The following is a 19,142-nucleotide window of genomic DNA, read 5'->3' as shown; positions in this document are numbered from 1 at the left end:
GTCATCTCTCCCTTGCGCGCCTTTCGTGCGACCGATACGCGTTGCAAAACGAAACACAAAGGGAGAGCCGCCATGAAGACCCGCATCACCGAAATGTTCGGTATCGAGCATCCGATCATCCAGGGCGGCATGCATTATGTCGGCTTTGCCGAGCTCGCCGCGGCGGTGTCCAACGCCGGCGGGCTGGGCATCATCACCGGGTTGACGCAGGGCACGCCCGAGAAACTCGCCGCCGAGATCGCCAAATGTCGCGACCTGACCGACAAGCCCTTCGGCGTGAACCTGACCTTCCTCCCCAGCGTCAATTCGCCCGATTACGGCGGGCTGATCAAGGTCATCATCGAGGGCGGGGTCAGGGTGGTCGAGACCGCGGGCAACAACCCGCAGGCGGTGCTGCCGCATCTCAAGGACGCCGGGATCAAGGTGATCCACAAATGCACCAGCGTGCGCCACAGCCTGAAGGCGCAGGCGATCGGCTGCGACGCGGTCAGCGTCGACGGGTTCGAATGCGGCGGCCATCCCGGCGAGGACGACATCCCCAACATGATCCTGCTGCCGCGCGCGGCGGACGAGCTCGACATTCCCTTCGTCGCCAGCGGCGGGCAGGCCGATGCGCGCAGCCTCGTCGCCAGCCTCGCTATGGGCGCCGAGGGCATCAACATGGGCACCCGCTTCATCGCCACCAAGGAAGCGCCGGTTCACGAGAACGTTAAGCAGGCGATCGTCGCCGCCTCCGAACTCGATACGAGGCTGGTGATGCGCAGTCTGCGCAACACCGAGCGGGTGATGACCAATGACGCGGTCGAACGGCTGATCGAGAAGGAGCGCAAACTGGGCGCCGACCTCAAGTTCGAGGACATCATCGAAGAAGTCGCGGGCGTCTATCCGCGGATCATGATGGAGGGCGACATGGACGCTGGCGCCTGGTCCTGCGGCATGGTCGCCGGGCTGATCCACGATATTCCAACCTGCAAGGATCTGATCGACACGATCATGGTCGAAGCCGACCAGATCATCCGTCAGCGCCTGACCGGCTTCCTGAACGCCTGAGGATTTTTACCCATGCTCGATACCGCCAACCGCACCGCCTACAGCGATGACCATGAAGCCTTCCGCGGCACCGTCCGCAAAGTCTTCGCCGAACACATGACCCCCTATCTCGACCGCCACGAGGAGGAGGGCATCGTGGGGCGCGAGGCGTGGAAGGCGCTGGGCGAAGCGGGGATGCTGTGCCCGACCGTCGCCGAAGAGAACGGTGGGCTCGGACTCGATTTCGGGTTCAATTGCGTAGTCACGGAAGAGCTCGCCTATCTTGGCAGCTCGGCCGGCTTCACGCTGCAGAACGACATCACCGCGAACTATTTCGAACGGCTGGGGACCGACGAACAGCGCGCGAAATATCTGCCCGGCATGGTCTCGGGCGACATCATCACCGCCATCGCCATGACCGAACCGGGCGCGGGCAGCGATCTGCAGGGCATCCGCACCACCGCTACGCTCGATGGCGACCACTGGGTGGTCAACGGCTCCAAGACCTATATCACCAATGGCCAGAACGCCGATTGCGTGATCGTGGTCGCCAAGACCGATCCCAGCCAGGGTGCCAAGGGGACCAGCCTGATCCTCGTCGATGCCGGCGCTCCGGGGTTCGAGCGCGGGCGCAATCTCGACAAGATCGGCCAGCATTCCGCGGACACTTCCGAACTGTTCTTCCAGGATTGCCGGGTACCCAAGGAGAACCTGCTCGGACAGGAGGGCCGCGGCTTCATCCATCTGATGGAGGAACTGCCGCAGGAACGGCTCTCGATCGCGGTCGGCGCGCAGGCGGGGGCGCAGCGCGCCTTCGACGAGACGGTGGCTTTCGTGAAGGATCGCAAGGCGTTCGGGCGCACCGTGATCGAGTTCCAGAACACCAAATTCGTCCTCGCGGATCTCAAGGCCAAGCTGCAGGTCGGCTGGGCGCATCTCGATTGGGCGATCACGCGCCATCTGGCGGGCGAGCTGACCACCGACGAGGCCAGCGCCGCCAAGCTGTGGCACACCGAACTGCAATGGGAGTGCTGCGACATGGGGCTGCAATTGCATGGCGGGGCGGGTTATATGAACGAGTACCCGATCGCCCGGCTGTGGCGCGATGCGCGGGTCCAGCGGATTTATGGCGGGACCAGCGAGATCATGAAGGAAGTCGTCGGCCGGGCGATCTGAATTCAAGCCGCAATGCCGTCACAAACAGGTCACACTAGCCAGCCACGTCGAAGGCGCTCCCAAGGAGGGCCCCGGGGTGGAAACCGTCACGATATTCCTGACCGCCGAAATCGGCGAAGCGCTCGAGACTTTCGAGCATGAAGGCACACGCTTCGTCTTCGCGCGGCTGGGGGCCAACGGGCCCGACCGGCTTGCCGAAGGCGCGGTGTGGGTGTTTATCGACTGGGTCCTGCCGACCATGGCGGGGCTCGAGTTGTGCCGCCGCTTACGCGCCGATCCGCGGATGCAGGACGCGCATATCACCATGGTGCTCGAAAGCGGCGAAGCCGAGGATCGCCGCCGCGCGCTGCAGGCCGGGGCGGATGATTACCTGATCGGTCCGCTCGACCGCCGCAGCGTGCTCGACCGGGTGCTGGCGCTGCGCTCGCCACTCGAACAGCGCCATCTCGCCATGGTGCTCGACCTGGGGCCGTTGACGATCGACTTGGGATCGCTGCAGGCGCGCTGGGAGGGCGAGCCGCTCAGCCTGCGGCCCAACGAGTTCCGGCTGCTGCGCTTTCTGGCCGAGAACCCCAACCGCGTCCTCACACGCCAGGCGCTGATCGTCGGGCTGGGCAAGCAGGATTCTCCCATCGACGAACGCACCGTCGATGTCTGGGTGGGTCGCCTGCGCCGCGCGCTCGAAGCGGTGGGCGCCGAGCCGCCGCTGCGCACCGTCCGCTCGGTCGGCTACGTCTACGACGCGGCCTGACGGGCGCGGGCACCAACCGCAGGCACCAGCAATGAAAAAGGGCCGCCCCGCAGGACGGCCCTTTGTGTGAGCTTTGGACCAGGCCGGCTCAGAATTCGGCGGAGAGGCCGACCCCGAAGCTGCGACCGACCTCATAGGTGTTGACGTCGATCCTCGTGGTTCCGTTGTCCTGGAACTCGAGATGGTCGCGGCCGGTGATGTTGCGCGCTTCCAGCTTCAGTTCGAGCGGAATGCCGAAGGCATCGAGACCCTGGCGATAGACGAGATCGAGCCGCAGGCCCGGATCTTCGACGATATCGGGCAGAGCGGCCGTGCCGCGGCTGGTCACGCGTTCGCTGGCGTAGCTGAGCAACACGGTGAACTGCTGCAGCTCCTCCTGATCCTCAAGCCCGAGCTGGAGATTGACCAGATGGTCCGACTGGCCGGTCAGCGGAACCCCGTCGCGGAAGAAGTTGGTCGCGGGCTGCTCCGCGAAGGGAAACACCCGCGCGATATCGTCGGGCCCGACCTTCAGCTCGGACTTGGTATAGGTGTAGTTCGCCACGACCAGGAACTGCTTGGTCTCCCAGAAGCCGCCCCAATCATAGAGATCCCAAGTCGCCTGGGTCTCGAGTTCGGCACCATAGAGCGTTGCCGCGGGAGCGTTGGCGAAACCGCTGATCTGGTCGTTGTCCGAGAAGCTCGAGAAGATCTCGATCGGATTTTCCAGATCCTTGTAGAAGCCCGCCACGCTGATCCGGTCGCCGCCGCCGAGGTAATATTCGAGCCGGGCCTCGTAATTGGTCAGCTCGGTATCGACCAGTCGCGGGTTGCCGTTGAACTGGCGGTTGGTTTCCGGATCGAAATAGGTCTGGAAGATCAATTCGCGGAACTGCGGACGGGCGATGGTCTTGGACGCGCTGATCCGGGCCTGCAGATCGGGCATGATCTCATAGGTGAGCGTGGCAGCCGGCAGATAGTAGTCGTTCGCGATCAGCGTAGAGCTGGTTGAACCCAGTGGAGCCGCAAAGACTTCGACCGGATCGACGGCCTGAACGGCATCCTCGTAGCGGACCCCGATATCGAGCGTCAGCCCGGCCATCGGACTGATGTTGAGCTTGCCGTATCCGGCGTGGATTTCCAGCATCGCGGCGAAGGCCGGATCGGACTGGGTGGTTTCGAAGATGTTGAACTGGAACGGATCGAACCCGGCCGCTTCCTGCGCTGTCGGATCGAAGCCGAGCTCGATCAACGAATCCCCGAGCAGATTGTCGGGCCGGAAGGCACCGAAAATATCGGGGAAGCCGGTCGAGGCGCGGATGTCGAATTCGCGCCGGGTCGAGAAGCGTGCGGTGTCGGTATAGGCATAGCCCACCGTCGCGCTCAACCAGTCCGTCAGCCGATAGCTGAGGTCGATCCCGCCGTAATAAAGATCCTCGGTGAGGTCCGAGAAGGAAACGATCGCGCCGCCGCGCTGCGGATCGAGCGTGTTGAGGAACAGCCCGCCGATGTCGGAGGCGTTGTTGTTGCGGCTGTAGGTGAATTCCCAGTCGAACGGCGCTTCGCGCTGCGTCTGGGCATAGCCGCCGCGCAGATCGACCGAGAGCTCGCCGAATTCGAGCTCGCCGACGAACTGCGTGTCGATCAGCTGCCGCTCGAACCAGGACGTGTTCTGGATCAGATCCGTGTCGTTGTCCTGAATATCCTCGCCCAGCGCCAGCGCCGATCGCTTGAGCGAATCGCGGATGAACAGATTGGTGAGGCGGAACTGGTGCTCGCCGATTTCCAGCCCGAAGCCCAGCAGGGCATTGGCCAGGATCCGGTTGTCGGTGACGAATTCGACGAAATCGCTGTCGAGATCGAGATCGGAATTGATCGCGCTTTGCGAGATGATGCGGCGATTGCGCCATTTGCTGCTGAGCGACGCAGTGGCGATGACGCCGAACCGGCCGGTTTCGCCGAAATCGAAACCCGTGCCCGCGGTGATTGCGCCGGACATGTTGATCGGCAGCCAGTCGTTCTTTTGCAGCAGGATGCGATTGGGATTGCCGAGTTCGAGCAGGATGCCCTTGGTGTCGACGTCCTGGTCGCCGATGCGCGCGCCGCTGTCGAAGAAACTCTGCAGGTTCGGGCCGAAATCGCGGCTGCCGTCGTCGAAGCCGAACCAGTCGTATTGCGAACCGTAGTAGGTGTAGCCGGTCGAGAAGGTGGTCTGCTCGTCACCGCTGCCGCTCACGCTGATCTCGAGAAAGCTTTCGTCGGGGATCGCCTTCGTCGTGAGATTGATCACGCCGCCGCCGAATTCGCCGGGGAAGTTCGCCGAATAGGTCTTCTGCACCAGTGAGGATGCGATCACGCTGGTCGGGAAGATGTCGAGCGGAACCACGCGGCTGAGCGGCTGCGGCGAGGGCAGGGGAAGGCCGTTGAGCAGCGCGAGCGAATAGCGATCGCCAAGGCCGCGGACATAGACGAGGCCGTTGCCGGCGGTCGAAAGGCCGGTCACCCGGCTCAGCGCGCCGGCGATATCGCCTTCGCCGGTCCGCGCGATGGCTTCCTCGCTGAGAACCGAAACCACCTGGGTGGAGGAGCGCGCGGGATCGGTCCGTCGGCGTCCGGTGACGACGATCGTACTGCCGCCGCCGGGGATCGAAACGTCGGGCTGCTGTTCTTCCAACTCGTCCGGCTGCTGCGTCTGCGCCGTGCCCTGAGCGGTGTCGGTCAGAACCTCGTTAGCATCCTCGTCGGGCGCGGTTTCGGGCGTGGTGCCCTGCGCGCCGTTGCTGGGCGGACCGCCCGTGCCTTGCGCATAGGCGTATCCCGGAACGGACAGCGCCGTGGTTAAAAGCAGCAACCCTGCCAGCCGCTTACCAGTCGACATGTGGTTTGACCCCCTCATTTGCGGTCGTAATTTCAAGGAACCCAAAGGGCTCCTGCGTTGGAAAGGGGGAGCGACCGCGCCGATGTGGCCGCTCCCCGGATCCGTCCGATCAATAGACCGGCAGCGAGGCGCAGTCGGAGACGCTCGCATCGAACGTCACCGTGGCGGAGTTGCAGGTCCAGCCGTTGATCCAGGTGTCATTGCCCGGATAGACGGCACCGATATTGGTCGGCACCACGAAGAAGGTGGACAGCGAGGTCGGGTTGAAGACCGCAACGCCGTTCTCGTTTGCACCGTTGCGGAAGCTCATCGACAGCGTGTTGGTGAAGTTGGCGTTGTTGTTGGTTCCGGCATCGAAAACCGCCTGGGTTTGCGCGGCGGTGGTGCCGCCCGAACCGGCGCGGAAATCGGTCGCACAATCGAGCACGAAGGAGTTGAACACCGGCGAGCCGAGTTCATCGAGCGCTGCGTTCGCACCGCGGAGCGTGATCGCCTGATCGATCCGCAGGCACGGCGTGGATGCGGAAGCATCGACCAGGATCGAGTTCACGATGGCGTAATCCGAGCCACCGCGAATTCGGACCGCGTGGTCCTTCACGCCGCTGTTGTTGATGAAGGTCGCGTTCGAAACCTGTGTGTTCTGGCGCGGAAGCTGCTCTTCGAGACCATTGGTGGAGTCGGCTTCGATGATGCCATCGCCGACATTGGGCCGGTGGATTGCGATGACGAACTGCAGGTTCGCCTTCACGCCGGTGTCGGTGTCGAGCGAATCGTCCTCCGCGCCGACCACGATCAAGCGCTTCATGTTGACGAAGCCGCCGAAGAATTCGACGCCGTCATCCGAACTGTTGTAGCTCATGATGCTGTCGAATGTGGTGTTGTTTCCGGTGCCGCCGGTGGTGAGCGACTGCAGCTCGTTGTCGCCCGAGAGGACGAAGCCCGAATAGCGGATCTGCACGAAGGCCATATCGCCCGAATCATCGCCCTTGGTGGTGCCGCCGAACAGAGCCGGCTGGGCCGCGCCTTCGACCTGGCGTTCGCAATTGATCGAACCCGCTGCGGCGCCCGGTGCGATACAGTCGGTTACCGGAGCGCGACCGGCGAGAACCACGCCGCCCCACTGGCCCGAGGAGTTGACGTTGTTGAGGCCCTGGACGTTGTCGCGGCTGGTGAAGATGATCGGGCGGGTCTGGGTGCCCACCGCGCTGATGTCGCTGCCACGGTTGACCATCAGGAAGCTCGAGCCGCTGGCGTAGGCAATGACGCCGGGTTCGATCGTGAGCGTGACGTTGCTGTCGCTCGCGCCATCGCTGGCATCGGGAGCGGGGCCGCCGTCGTTGCCGACGTCCACGCGACCGTTCATCCGATAGAGCAGGCCCTGGTTGAACGGCAGGGTCGAGGATGCGGTGAAGCGAGCCGGCATGGTGCAGACGCGATAGGTGCCGGTCGGGCCGCTGATCGTGCCGCTGTCGGTCAGCTGGTCGGGGTTGGAAATGGTCGGGCAGCCGGCCGCAGGAGTAACCAGCGAAGTGGTTGGGGTCGGGGTCGGGGTGGGGGTTGGCGTCGGCGTGGCCGGCGGGTTGTTGATGGTGATGTTCCCGCCCGTTCCCGGCGAGACGATTTCATCGGCCCCACAGCTCGCCAAAGCGAGTGCGGAAGTGCCAATTACGAACGAGCGAGTGATTGTTTTCACGGTTTGCGGTCCCCTCAAAAACCGGATGGAAATTTGCGAAATTCTGATCGCGAATCACCCGCTAGGCCCGCCAAGTGACAGTTTTGGTCACTCCATGACACTTCCGCGACAATCGCCCGGGAAAGTCGCTTCGACAGGAAGCTGCGCGGCTATATGACTCAGCGGTGACAATGTTACAGATATGTTGCAGCCGACTTTGCGATGTGCTCCAAAGGTGTTCCATAGAACGCAAGGAGAGAGATCATGTTCGGGCTCGCACAGGCAATTGCCATTCTGGCCATGGCACAGGCACCGGTTGCGGATGATTTCGGCCACAAGGCCCTCGTCGATGGCCGCGACACCGCCGCCATCGCCGCAATCATGGACAACGACCAGATCGAGAACGACGATCCGGCGCGGCTGATCAATCTCGGCATCGCCTATGCGCGCAAAGGCGATGCAGCATTGGCCCGCCAATTGTTCGAGGCGGCCCGGGAAAACCGCAATCGTGTCGAACTCGAAACCGCCGAGGGCGAGTGGGTCGATAGCCGCCGGCTCGCGGTGCAGGCGCTCGCCATGCTCGAACGCGGCGAATTTGCCGAAAGCTCGCGCATTGCAGCCAGATAAAGAAGAGCGCGTTGGCGCCCTTCATCTGCGCTGGGGTATTAGGGAATAGGCCGGTCTCCTGACGGGATGGGAGGCGGAAACCCTTCGCTTCCTCATCGCACTGACGATTTCATTGTCACCCGCGTGTCATGTATAGCGCCCAATCGGGGGTCTGACTGTGGAGGGCGCCATGATTCGTGCCGCGTGCACGCATAGCCTCCTGGCAATGAGCCTGGCATTCGGTGCCACGCAAGCCAGGGCGGACGTGTTACAGATTGACGATGACGGTGCGCGCTGGATTGCCGGCGGCGTTGCTGCGCCTCTGTCTGAATTTGACATTGCCGATGTCGAATTCGACACCGGCCTCCCTGGATCTGTCGATAGAGAAACCGAATTATCGGCCGATGTCGCGCATCCCGAATACATCGTTGGCTATGCCGCCCGCCATGCGCAGGGCGTGCCGCTGGCCTACCAGGCAAAGGTGGCCGAACTGGCGCGCCGGTTCGATCTCAGCGCTTCTTTGATCGAGGCGCTGGTCTGGCAGGAAAGCCGCTGGCGCGCCGATGCGGTCAGCCATGCCGGCGCCCGCGGGCTCGCCCAGCTGATGCCCGGAACCGCCCGCGAACTGGGCGTGAACCCCAATGATCCCTTCGCCAATCTGGAAGGCGGCGCGCGGTACTTGCGCGAGCAGCTCGACCGTTTCGACGGCGATCTCGAACGCGCGCTGGCTGCCTACAACGCCGGTCCGGGACGCGTGATCCGCGCCGGCGGCATTCCCCGCATTCGCGAGACCCAACATTATGTCGCGGCCATCATGGGCCGCCTGTCCGATCATTCCCGGGAGTAGTTTCTTGATGCGTTCGATGTTCCGTCTTGTTGCACTGGCGCTGTTCGCCGCCCCGACCGCCGCTTTGGCGCAGGCCGCCGATCCCGCGGGTTCGGGCCCGGTGGTGGCCGCGGTCGGCTGGTTGCAGGGCACGCTGCTCGGCAATGTCGCCACCGCCGTCGCGGTGATGGCGGTCGCCGCGGTGGGCTTCATGATGCTGACCGGAAGGCTCAACTGGCGCTTCGGCGCGACGGTGATCCTGGGCACATTCATCCTGTTCGGTGCCGCCTCGATCGTCGCGGGCATCCAGCAGGCCGCGGGAGCCTGAGGTGAACCAGCTCGTCCGCCATCCCGTCCATCGCGCGCTCACCCGTCCGCAGATGTTCGCGGGCGTGACGTTCAACTATTTCATCATCAACGGCATGGTGACGACCGAGCTGTTCCTGATCACCGGCAGCTTCTGGGCCTTGCCAGCTGCCTTGCTGATCCACGGGATCGGCTATTTCGCCTGCCTGCGCGAGCCGCGCATCTTCGACCTGTGGATCACCAAGGTGTCGAAATGTCCGCGGGTTAAGAATTACAACCGCTGGGGCTGCAACAGCTACGCCGCCTGACGCGTAACGGACGAAGGACCGCGATCGCATGAGCAATTGGATCGGAGCTGCCGCCTGGAGCGCCAAGGAAGCGCGCGCGGGCGACCGGCTGCCCTATGCACGGCTGGTCGATGGCAACACGCTGCTGCTGCGCGACGGTTCGCTGATGACCGCGCTGCAGGTGCCTGGCCTGCTGTTCGAGACCGAGGACAGCGAGGCGCTCAACGCCCATGCCGCGACCCGCGAAATCATGCTGCGCTCGACGCTGGATGCGCGCTTTGTGATGTATCACCACGTCGTCCGCCGCCGCGTCGAGGTCGATCTCGAGGGCGTCTATCCCGACGATCTGAGCCGCCATATCTCCGAGCGCTGGAAGGAGCGGCTGGGCTCGGGCTCGCTGTTCATCAACGACCAGTTCGTCACGCTGATCCGCCGTCCGGCGCGCGGCAAGGCCGGCCTGGTCGAGCGCGCATCCAAGGCCTGGCGCCGCAAGGGCCAGACCGAGGTCGAGGCCGATCCCAAGGACATGCGCTCGCTCAAATCCGCCGCGACCGGGCTCATGGCCTCGCTCGCCGCCTATGGTGCGCAGCCGCTTGGCGACTACGTGGGACCGCAGGGCACCACGAACAACGAGCTGCTCGAGCTCCTGTCCGCGCTTTACAATGGCGAGATGCGCCCGGTGCGTCGCCCGTCCGATGACGTCGATATCGGCAATATGCTCCCCTACCGGCGGGTCTCGTTCGGTCTCGATGCGCTCGAACAGCGCGGCTCGGGCGCGCCCGAATTCGCCGCGATCCTCGGTCTCAAGGATTATCCCGAGGCGACCAGCCCGGGCCTGCTCGACGCGCTGCTGCGGCTACCCTTCGAGATGGTGGTCAGCGAGAGTTACGCCCCGCAAGAGCGGCAGACGGCACGCGAGCGGATGGATCTGGCGATCCGCCGGCTCAAATCCGCCGACGAGGAAGCGGCTGCCGAACGCGCAGACATGCTCGCCGCGCGCGACGCGCTGGGCAATGGTGCGGTGGGTTTCGGCGATCATCACCTGACCGTGCTGGTGCGCGAGCGCGATCTCGCCCGGCTCGACGATGCCACCGCCGCCTGCGCCGCCGCGCTGGCCGACACCGGCGCCATCGCGGTGCGCGAGGACACCAATCTCGAACCCGCCTTCTGGGGCCAGTTCCCCGGTAACGAGGGTTATCTCGTCCGCCGCGCGCTGATCTCCAGCGCCAATATGGCGAGCTTCGGCTCGTTTCACGGCTTCGCGCTCGGCAAGGCGGAAGGCAATCACTGGGGCGAGGCGGTGACGCTGCTGCAGACCACCAGCGCGACGCCGTTCTTTTTCAATTTCCACCATGGCGATCTGGGCAATTTCTCGGTCATCGGCCCATCGGGTTCGGGCAAGACCGTGGTGATGAATTTCCTCGCCGCGCAGGCGCAGAAGTTCAAGCCGCGCACGGTCCTGTTCGACAAGGATCGCGGCGCCGAACTGTTCATCCGCGGGATCGGCGGGCGCTACGACAAAATCAGCGCGGGCGAACCGACCGGCTTCAACCCTATGGCGCTCACCGACAATCCGACCAATCGCGCCTTCCTGCGCGACTGGCTGGGCGTGCTGCTCAAGGCCGAAGGACCCGAGGAATCGGCCACCATCGCGACTGCGGTGGATGCCGCCTACTCCAATGACGGCTCGCTTCGGCGGCTGCGGCATTTCAAGGAATTGCTATCGGGCACCCGTCGTCCGCAGCCGGGCGATCTTGCCGATCGACTCGCAGCGTGGATCGGGGAGGGCGAAAACGGCTGGCTGTTCGATAATGCCGAGGACCAACTCGACCTTTCCACGCGGGTAGTCGGCTTCGACATGACCGCGCTGCTCGAAAACCCCAAGCTGCGCACGCCGACGATGATGTATCTGTTCCACCGGATCGAGGAACGGCTAGACGGCGATCCGACCATGATCCTGATCGACGAGGGCTGGAAGGCGCTCGACGACGAGGTCTTCGCCGCGCGCATCCGCGACTGGCTCAAGACGCTGCGCAAGCGGAATGCGCTGGTGGGCTTCGCCACGCAGAGCGCGCGCGATGCGCTGGAAAGCCGCATTTCCACAGCATTGGTCGAGCAGACCGCGACCATGATCTTCATGCCCAACAGCCGCGCGCGTCCCGAGGATTATTGCGACGGGTTCGGGCTGACCCAGCACGAGCTGGCGCTGATCCGCACACTTCCCGCGCACAGCCGCTGCTTCCTGATCCGCCAGCCCGATGCCAGCGTCGTTGTCCGGCTCGACCTCTCCGGTGCGCCCGAAGTGCTGACGGTGCTGTCGGGCCGCGAGGGGTCGGTTCGCCGGCTCGACCTGCTGCGCGAAGCGGTCGGCGACAATCCGGCGGACTGGTTCCCCTCGCTCACCGGTGCGGCTTGGCCGGGTAGCGGCGCCAACGATAGCGGCGGCGACATTCCCGAACGACTGGCCGCCGAATGACGGTCAATTGCCAGCAGGTGGCCCAAGAGGTCGGCTCGGGCGTAGCGGCGGCGCTGCGCGCGGTGGACTGCACTGCGGGCAATCTCACCGCGCAGGCGTTCGGGCGGCTGTTCGCCCCTGGCGGCTCGATGGCCACGGTGCTGACCATCCTCCTCACGATCTATATCGCGATCTTCGGCATCCAGCTGCTCACCGGCCGGTCGAGCATCGGCGTGCGCGCCCTGACCCCGCGGATGATCACCGTGGGTCTGGTGCTGACCTTCGCCACCAGCTGGGTCGCCTATCAGAGCGTGGTCTGGAACCTCGCCATCGGGGCCCCCGACTGGCTCGCGGGCATTCTGACCGGCACGACCGAATCGGCGACAACTACTTTCGCGCAAAAGATCGATGTGGTCTTTTTCGCGGTGCAGCAGGCGAGCGCAGGGGCCGAGGATATTTCCGCCTTTTCGCCCGAGGGCATGATGTGGCTGGGCGCGATGCTGTTCATGCTGGGCACGGTCGGCCTGCTGGTGACCGCGCGGATTGCGCTGGCGGTGCTCGTGGCGCTGGGTCCGGTGTTCGTGGTGATGGCGCTGTTCGACGGGACGCGCGGCTTGTTTGCCGGCTGGCTCAAGGGTGTGACCATGCTGGCGCTGGCGCCGCTGTTCGCGGTGATCGGCGGCAGCGTGATGCTCGAGCTGGCGGTGCCGATCCTTGCCGTGCTGGTGGCGAACCCCGGACAGGTTGATGCGCAGGCGGCGATGGGCTTCTTCATGATCGGCGCGGTCCATGTCGCGTTGATGGTCCTGGTGCTCAAGACCGCCGCGACCATGGTCGGCGGTTGGACGGTGTTCGGTCTCGCCCGCTCGGAAAGCGACCGCCAGGATGCCCCCACCGTCATCCAGGCGCCGGCCCCCGTATCCGCGGCGCAGCCCGCCACCGAGCAGGCGCAGGCCACTTCGCAGGTGCTGGCGCAGGCGCGCCGCATCGATATCGCCGCGCAACCGGTCGCGGCGCCGGCCAATGATGCGGGCGGGGCGGCGCAGGTCGCACAAACGCGAACGACTAAGATTTTCAACGCCGCTTCAGGCGCTGGTCAGGCGCAGCCCGACATCGCCCGGATGTCGCGCGCGCAGGGCGTGGGAAGCCGCTTCCGCTCGCCGAATACGAGCCCTCTGGAGTCCAAGAAATGATCCGTCCGACCGCCACGGCGCTCGCCATCGTCCTGTTTGCCGCTCCGTTGGCTGCGCCGCTGTCCGCGCAGGACGACAGGCTGGTCGAAGTTCCCTATGACGAAAGCCGCGTCGTACGGGTCAACGGGCAGGTCAAGGTCCAGGCCACCATCCGCTTCGACGACAGCGAGGCAATCGAAAATGTTGCCGTCGGCGATTCCACCGCCTGGCAGATCACCCCCAACAAGCGCGCGAACCTGCTGTTCGTAAAGCCGCTCGAGCCGCGCGCCTCGACCAATATGACGGTGGTGACCAACAAGCGCACCTATCTGTTCGATCTGGTGGCAAGCCCGAACGCGAAACCGCTCTACGTCCTCAGCTTCACCTACCCCGACGAGCCCAAGGAAGAACCGGCGCAGCTTGCCGATGCGACCACTGCGGCAGAGCGCGAAGCGAGCGCTGACCCGCTGGCCGTCCTCGATCCGACCGAACTCAACTTTGCCTGGACCGGCTCGGGCGATGCCGCGCTGCTCCCCGTGCGCACCTTCGACGATGGCGAGGCGGTGTTCCTGACATGGCCGCTAGGGCGGCCCGTGCCCGCCATCCTCACGACCAATGCCAAGGGCGACGAGGGGCCGGTGAACTTCACCGTCCGCGAGGATGTGATCGTGCTCGACGGCGTGCCGCGCGAAATCGTGCTGCGCTCGGGCGAGGAGAAAGCCATGCTCGTCAACACCGGCCCGGTGAGGCCCCAACGCGAAGCACGCGCCGAAACGACCACTGTTTCGGCAGGAAAGGTGGAATCATGAAACTGGCCATGCGTATGCCGCCCAAGAGCGGCCTTTCCGGAGCTGCCAATGATGTCGATCCGCGCGACGACGCGGATGCCGAGATCATCGATCTCGCGCAGCGCAACAGCTTTCCCGTGGTCGCCGCCAAGAAGGGGCGCAGTGAAGGGGTCGGCATGGTTGCCGGCATCGCGCTGGTCGCCGCGCTGGGCGCGGTAACGCTGTGGAGTATGAATTCGGCGCGCGTCGCGGAGCCAGAAGGGATCGGTAGCGCGGAGCCGCAGCAGGCGGCTGCCGTCGAACCGACCCCGGTCGCGGCGCCAGCAGCCGAGGCCGTCCAGCCCGCGCCGATGGCACAGTCTGCTCCCTATGCCGATCCGGCGCCGTCCCCGGTCTATTCGGCGCCGCCGGAATCCATGTCGGCGACCAATCCCTATTCCAGCCCCACGCTGGTGTTCGACTCCGGTTCTTCGGCGGCCACGCTGCAGGCCGGACCGGTTGCCGCGGGCGAAGGCGGCGCAGCAAGCGCCACCGGCAATTCGGCCAGCGATTTCGCCAGCCGCGTCGGCGGTGTCGGCGGCGCTCCGGCGCAAGCCAAGGCGATGAGCAATCCCTCGACCACGGTAACGCAAGGGACGCTGATTCCCGCAGTGCTCGAAACCGCGATCGACACCAACGTCCCCGGCTATGTCCGCGCCGTCGTCAGCCAGGACGTGAAGAGCTTCGACGGGACCCGGGTGCTCGTTCCCCGGTCGAGCCGGCTGATCGGCCAGTATCAGTCGGGCCTGCAGGGCGGGCAGAAGCGCGCCTATGTCATCTGGACCCGCATCATCCGTCCCGACGGTGCCTCGGTGAACCTCGCCTCACCGGCGATCAGCTATGACGGCACGACGGGGCTTCAGGGCAAGGTCAGCAACAGTTTCTTCAAGCGGTTCGGTTCGGCGATGCTGCTTTCGGTCGTGGGCGGGCTCTCCGCGCTGGGTTCGGGCGGCGCATCGGTGGTTCTGGGCGGGGCGGGGCAATCGGCCGCCGCCGTCGCCGCGCAGCAGGACGGCCAACGCGGCCCGACGGTGCGCGTGCGCCAGGGCGAACCGATCCGCATCTTCACCGCGCGCGACCTCGACTTCACGCAGGTTAGCTGAGGCGCGCCAAAAGATGAGCGCGGATATCCACACTTTCCAGCCGGGCGAGATCGAGCCGCTGCAGCCTGTCGCGAGCGAGCGCAGCGTCTATCTCGACGCCTATCTTGCGCCGTTCCGGCAATGGCTCGACCGCGACACAGTGACCGAAATTCTCGTCAATCGGCCCGGCGAGGTGTGGATCGAGGATTCCGCCCACCCGGGAATGCAGAAGATCGCAATTGCTGAAGTTGACGACCGGCTGGTCCAGCGACTGGCCGAACAGGTCGCGCGGGTCAGCCACCAGGGGATCAATCGCGAGCATCCGCTGCTCGGCGCGACGCTTCCTGATGGCGCACGGATCCAGTTCTGCGGTCCCCCCGCGGCGCGCAAGCACTGGACCATGGCCATCCGCCGCCACCGCCGGCTCGATCTCACGCTCGACGCCTATGATCAGGGGCCGCTCAAACCGCGCCGCGACGAACCTCTGCCCGATCCGCACGCCGAACCAATCGCCTTCCTGCGTGCCGCGATCAAGCAGCGCCGCACGATTCTGATCTCGGGCGGCACCAGCACCGGCAAGACCACCTTTCTCAACGCCATGCTCGGCGAGATTCCTCGCCACGAGCGGGTGGTGCTGGTGGAGGATACGCCCGAGCTCAGGCTGCCGGGCGAGAACGGCGTCGGCCTGGTCGCGGTGAAGGGCGAGTTGGGCGAAGCCAAGGTCACCGCCAACGAACTGCTCCAGGCGGCGCTGCGGCTGCGGCCCGACCGGATCGTGCTGGGCGAATTGCGCGGGGCCGAAAGCGTCAGTTTCCTGCGCGCGATCAACACCGGCCATCCGGGCAGCTTTTCGACCATCCATGCCAATTCGCTGAGCGGCGCGCTCGAGCAGCTATCGCTAATGGTGATGCAGACCGGGATCGGCCTGACCCGCAGCGATACGATCGCCTATGCCTCGAGCGTGATCGACATTCTCGTCCAGCTTGGCCGGGACGCCGATGGTGGACGCGGCATTGCGGACATTTCGCTGAGCAGCGAGCTGGTTTGACCAGAGCGTCCAATAGGTTCTCCAGGAAAGAAAAAACACAGCTAACGCTGCATATGCGCAACAAAGCTGCGTAGAGGCTTGCCAGCAACCTGTGATCTGTTACCTTTCCGTGTCTAAGCCGCAAAAATAGACGGCTAGATGAGGAGAGGGAATTATGAGGGTTAAGGCCACCCTTCTGGCCGGCATTTGCGCCGGTGCAGTTGCTGTTCCGGTTCACGCACAATCCGCCGCCGATAGCGATCTGGAAAACCCGCGTATCAACGCGCCGACGATCATCGTTACCGCGCAGCGACAAAACCAGAGCCTGCAGGAAGTGCCGATCGCGGTCAGCGCATTCGACGCCAAGGCGCTCGAGGCGCAGCAGATCGAAAACGCGAGCGATCTTCAGCTAACCCTGCCCAACGTCTCCTTCACCAAGTCGAACTTTACCGCCTCCAGCTTTACCATTCGCGGAATCGGCGATCTCTGCGTCGGGGTCACCTGCGACAGCGCAACCGCAATTCACCAGAACGGTGCGCCGCTGTTCGGTACGCGTCTGTTCGAGACGGAATATTTCGATCTCGAGCGCATCGAGGTTCTGCGCGGCCCGCAGGGTACGCTGTTCGGCCGCAATGCCACTGCGGGCGTCGTGAACGTGGTCACCGCGAAACCCGATCTGTCGGGCTTCGGTGGAGCGGCCACTTTCGAATACGGTAATTACGACAGCATCAAAGCCACCGGTATGATCAACCTTCCGATCGGGGAAGCGATCGGTGTGCGCGTCGCGGGTTTTTACCTCAATCGCGATGGCTACACTGAAAACCTGTTCGACGGTTCGTCCATCGACGGGCGCGACATGTATGCTGTCCGTGGCTCGCTGCGGTTCGAGCCGGGTGCCAATACGACGATCGACCTGACTGGCTATTACTTCCGCGAGAACGATGACCGGCTGCGTATCCAGAAGCAGACCTGCCAGCGCGATCCCACGGGCGTGCTCGGCTGCTTGGCCAACCGGCGCGATTTCGACAGCACCAATGCGAATTCGACCCTCGCGTCGGTTCTCAGTTCCTCGGAACTCTATGCGATCCAGGGTCTGCCCCCCGGCTTTGGTCTGGGCAGCATCTACGGCCCCGACGGTTTTGCCAATTTCGACGAGCCGAACGATGTCCGCACCGTCAACACGCCGTTTACGCCGGAATATTTCACCGACGAGATGATCCTGCAGGCGCGACTGGAACAGGCCATCGGGTCGTTCGACCTGTCGATCGGCGGCACCTATCAGGAAAACCGGGTCGATTCCCGGCAGGACTACAATCTCGGCATACTGGATCGCAGCGGCTATGCGCCGGCGCTCAATCAATTGGCGGCTTTCACCCAGGTTCCGGGTCTGGGTGCCTATCTGTCACCTGTCGCCAACGCATTGATTCCCAATGGGCCGAACGGGGTCCTGTGCACCTCGGACAATGACGACGGGAACCGGGGCGTTTACGAAGGCAATGCCATCTGTTCGGATGTGCCGCTGTCCTTCGACCGTTCGAACCAGGACAACAAGGCGTGGTCGATCGAAGGCATTCTCTCGAGCGATTTCGACGGTCCGTTCAATTTCCTGGTCGGCGGCATTTACGCCAACGTCACCACGGATACGAACAGCTATTACGTCAATTCCTTCGGCCTCGACTACGCGACCGGCATTTTGGGGACGTTCAGCGCGCTGGGGGCCGGCTTGCCGCCTTCGTATCTCGCTACCTCCATGTATCGCAACAACACCCGTTCGTTCGAACTTGAGAGCTTCGGTATTTTCGGTGAGGTCTATATCGATCTCTCCGACCGGCTACATTTCACCGGCGGCCTGCGCTACAACGATGATACGAAAGACGTCACGGCGCGCACCACGCTGGCAAATTTCCTCAATCCTTTCGGGGGCGGCGATCCTTTCGACTCGCCCTTCGTCGGCGGGTTCGACGCCGACCCGGGCACCCCTGGTAACCAGCTGGTGCAGCAACGCTCGGTGTCGTTCGATGAGATCACAGGACGCGCAGTGCTCGATTTCGAAGTCACGCCGGACAATCTGCTCTACGCATCCTATTCGCGTGGCTACAAATCGGGCGGTATCAATCCGCCGCTCTCGCCGATCTTCGACGTTGCCGAATCCTTCGGTTCGGAGATCATCGACGCCTTCGAGATCGGGTCGAAGAACTCGCTCGCAAACGGCCGGTTGCAGCTCAATGCCACGGCATTCTACTATAAATACGCTGGCCTCCAGCTCAGTCGGATCGTGGCGCGCACCTCGGTCAACGACACGATCGATGCTACGGTCTATGGTGCCGAGCTTGAGGCGATTATCGCGCCCGATCCGGCGTGGCTGATCAACATGTCGTTCAGCTATCTCAACGCCAAGGTCGATGGCGACCAGTTCTTCTCCAACCCGCGCGATCCCGGCGGTGGCGATCCGACGGCCGTGATCATCAAGGACATTTCCAACGGTTCGCTCTGTGCGGTCACCGGTGCGAACGCCAATGCTTTCGTGGCGACGATCAATCCGGCTCTCGGGTTGCGCGGTCCGACCGCCTTCCCGAGCGATGGCGGGATCGCCTCGACCGGCGCCTTCAGCATCTGTTCGGTGCTCGATGCCCAGGCGCAGGCGGTGGGGGCAGCGTTTGGAGGAATCCAGGTCCTGAGCCCGGGTGTGGAGGTCAACCTCAACGGCAACAAATTGCCCCAGGCTCCCGAAATGAAGGCTTCGATGGGGGTCCAATATACGGCTGACTTCAGCAATGGCTGGACGCTGGTGCCGCGGTTCGATCTTTCCTTCACCGGCGAACAGTACGGAAACGTGTTCAATGGCAACGTCAACCGGATCGAACCCTTCGTCCAGGCGAATGCGCAGATTCAGCTGAATGGTCCGGACGACCGCTTCTTCGTTCGCGGCTTCATCCAGAATATCTTCGACAGCAACTCGGTCACGGGCCTCTATCTGACCGATGCCTCGTCGGGGAATTTCACCAACATCTTCACCCTCGATCCGCGCCGCTTCGGCATCGGGGTGGGCGTTACCTTCTGACGTCTCGG

The 19,142-nt window shown here is 64.1% G+C and carries 15 protein-coding genes; 13 read left to right on the top strand and 2 right to left on the bottom strand.

Features of this window, described 5'->3' with window-relative positions:
• The first annotated feature begins 72 nt into the window (after positions 1-72).
• From ACWIKC_RS10705 to ACWIKC_RS10695, 3 genes are all read left to right on the top strand, one after another.
• Complete coding sequence (locus ACWIKC_RS10705) at positions 73-1,050, top strand: NAD(P)H-dependent flavin oxidoreductase (RefSeq protein ID WP_454597490.1); 978 nt, start codon at positions 73-75, stop codon at positions 1,048-1,050.
• Between the two features lie 12 nt (positions 1,051-1,062).
• Positions 1,063-2,205 (top strand): acyl-CoA dehydrogenase family protein, encoded by a 1,143-nt coding sequence (locus tag ACWIKC_RS10700; RefSeq protein ID WP_454597489.1) that lies wholly within the window; start codon positions 1,063-1,065, stop codon positions 2,203-2,205.
• A gap of 76 nt (positions 2,206-2,281) precedes the next feature.
• On the top strand, positions 2,282-2,956 hold the full coding sequence (locus tag ACWIKC_RS10695; RefSeq protein WP_454597488.1) for a winged helix-turn-helix domain-containing protein: 675 nt from the start codon (positions 2,282-2,284) through the stop codon (positions 2,954-2,956).
• 88 nt (positions 2,957-3,044) lie between these two features.
• Here the strand turns inward: ACWIKC_RS10695 and ACWIKC_RS10690 are convergent, their stop codons facing one another.
• The gene (locus ACWIKC_RS10690; RefSeq protein ID WP_454597487.1) at positions 3,045-5,813 is read right to left on the bottom strand and encodes a TonB-dependent receptor domain-containing protein; all 2,769 of its coding nucleotides are present in this window, start codon (positions 5,811-5,813) and stop codon (positions 3,045-3,047) included.
• 109 nt (positions 5,814-5,922) lie between these two features.
• On the bottom strand, positions 5,923-7,506 hold the full coding sequence (locus ACWIKC_RS10685) for a hypothetical protein (RefSeq protein ID WP_454597486.1): 1,584 nt from the start codon (positions 7,504-7,506) through the stop codon (positions 5,923-5,925).
• 243 nt (positions 7,507-7,749) lie between these two features.
• On the opposite strand from ACWIKC_RS10685, the gene ACWIKC_RS10680 reads away from it, so the two are divergent.
• The 10 genes from ACWIKC_RS10680 (at position 7,750) to ACWIKC_RS10635 (ending at position 19,134) form a co-directional block, all read left to right on the top strand.
• A complete protein-coding gene (locus ACWIKC_RS10680; protein ID WP_454597485.1) occupies positions 7,750-8,112 on the top strand; it encodes a hypothetical protein in 363 nt (120 codons plus the stop codon).
• A 205-nt stretch (positions 8,113-8,317) separates the two neighbouring features.
• Positions 8,318-8,938 (top strand): lytic transglycosylase domain-containing protein, encoded by a 621-nt coding sequence (locus ACWIKC_RS10675; RefSeq protein ID WP_454597484.1) that lies wholly within the window; start codon positions 8,318-8,320, stop codon positions 8,936-8,938.
• 7 nt (positions 8,939-8,945) lie between these two features.
• Positions 8,946-9,245: a TrbC/VirB2 family protein gene (locus ACWIKC_RS10670; protein ID WP_454597483.1), complete on the top strand. Its 300-nt coding sequence runs from the start codon at positions 8,946-8,948 to the stop codon at positions 9,243-9,245.
• Position 9,246: 1 nt separating this feature from the next.
• A complete protein-coding gene (locus tag ACWIKC_RS10665) occupies positions 9,247-9,531 on the top strand; it encodes a type IV secretion system protein VirB3 (RefSeq protein ID WP_454597482.1) in 285 nt (94 codons plus the stop codon).
• Positions 9,532-9,559: 28 nt separating this feature from the next.
• Positions 9,560-11,986 carry a VirB4 family type IV secretion/conjugal transfer ATPase gene (locus tag ACWIKC_RS10660; RefSeq protein ID WP_454597481.1) on the top strand — a complete coding sequence of 809 codons (2,427 nt, stop codon included), beginning with the start codon at positions 9,560-9,562 and terminating at the stop codon, positions 11,984-11,986.
• Positions 11,983-13,158, top strand: a complete 1,176-nt coding sequence (locus ACWIKC_RS10655; RefSeq protein WP_454597480.1) for a type IV secretion system protein — start codon at positions 11,983-11,985, stop codon at positions 13,156-13,158. Before ACWIKC_RS10660 ends, ACWIKC_RS10655 begins: the two co-directional genes overlap by 4 nt.
• A complete protein-coding gene (locus ACWIKC_RS10650; RefSeq protein ID WP_454597479.1) occupies positions 13,155-13,946 on the top strand; it encodes a TrbG/VirB9 family P-type conjugative transfer protein in 792 nt (263 codons plus the stop codon). The genes ACWIKC_RS10655 and ACWIKC_RS10650 overlap by 4 nt, the downstream gene beginning before the upstream one ends.
• On the top strand, positions 13,943-15,067 hold the full coding sequence (locus ACWIKC_RS10645; RefSeq protein WP_454597478.1) for a TrbI/VirB10 family protein: 1,125 nt from the start codon (positions 13,943-13,945) through the stop codon (positions 15,065-15,067). Before ACWIKC_RS10650 ends, ACWIKC_RS10645 begins: the two co-directional genes overlap by 4 nt.
• A gap of 13 nt (positions 15,068-15,080) precedes the next feature.
• Positions 15,081-16,094, top strand: coding sequence for a P-type DNA transfer ATPase VirB11 (virB11, locus tag ACWIKC_RS10640; protein WP_454597477.1), 1,014 nt, complete (start codon positions 15,081-15,083; stop codon positions 16,092-16,094).
• Between the two features lie 154 nt (positions 16,095-16,248).
• Positions 16,249-19,134: a TonB-dependent receptor gene (locus tag ACWIKC_RS10635; protein ID WP_454597476.1), complete on the top strand. Its 2,886-nt coding sequence runs from the start codon at positions 16,249-16,251 to the stop codon at positions 19,132-19,134.
• The last annotated feature ends 8 nt before the right edge of the window (positions 19,135-19,142 follow it).

The organism is Qipengyuania sp. SM2507, from assembly GCF_053714505.1.
The sequence above is the reverse complement of the archived record's forward strand: the minus strand, read 5'-3'. Positions and strand labels throughout refer to the sequence as shown.

Bases quoted from the DNA above. Each gene is read 5' to 3' on its own strand.
- ACWIKC_RS10705 (WP_454597490.1), top strand. From the start codon at position 73: ATGAAGACCCGCATCACCGAAATGTTCGGTATCGAGCATCCGATCATC.
- ACWIKC_RS10700 (WP_454597489.1), top strand. From the start codon at position 1,063: ATGCTCGATACCGCCAACCGCACCGCCTACAGCGATGACCATGAAGCC.
- ACWIKC_RS10690 (WP_454597487.1), bottom strand. From the start codon at position 5,813: ATGTCGACTGGTAAGCGGCTGGCAGGGTTGCTGCTTTTAACCACGGCG.
- ACWIKC_RS10680 (WP_454597485.1), top strand. From the start codon at position 7,750: ATGTTCGGGCTCGCACAGGCAATTGCCATTCTGGCCATGGCACAGGCA.
- ACWIKC_RS10675 (WP_454597484.1), top strand. From the start codon at position 8,318: ATGAGCCTGGCATTCGGTGCCACGCAAGCCAGGGCGGACGTGTTACAG.
- ACWIKC_RS10670 (WP_454597483.1), top strand. From the start codon at position 8,946: ATGCGTTCGATGTTCCGTCTTGTTGCACTGGCGCTGTTCGCCGCCCCG.
- ACWIKC_RS10660 (WP_454597481.1), top strand. From the start codon at position 9,560: ATGAGCAATTGGATCGGAGCTGCCGCCTGGAGCGCCAAGGAAGCGCGC.
- ACWIKC_RS10655 (WP_454597480.1), top strand. From the start codon at position 11,983: ATGACGGTCAATTGCCAGCAGGTGGCCCAAGAGGTCGGCTCGGGCGTA.
- ACWIKC_RS10650 (WP_454597479.1), top strand. From the start codon at position 13,155: ATGATCCGTCCGACCGCCACGGCGCTCGCCATCGTCCTGTTTGCCGCT.
- ACWIKC_RS10645 (WP_454597478.1), top strand. From the start codon at position 13,943: ATGAAACTGGCCATGCGTATGCCGCCCAAGAGCGGCCTTTCCGGAGCT.
- virB11 (WP_454597477.1), top strand. From the start codon at position 15,081: ATGAGCGCGGATATCCACACTTTCCAGCCGGGCGAGATCGAGCCGCTG.
- ACWIKC_RS10635 (WP_454597476.1), top strand. From the start codon at position 16,249: ATGAGGGTTAAGGCCACCCTTCTGGCCGGCATTTGCGCCGGTGCAGTT.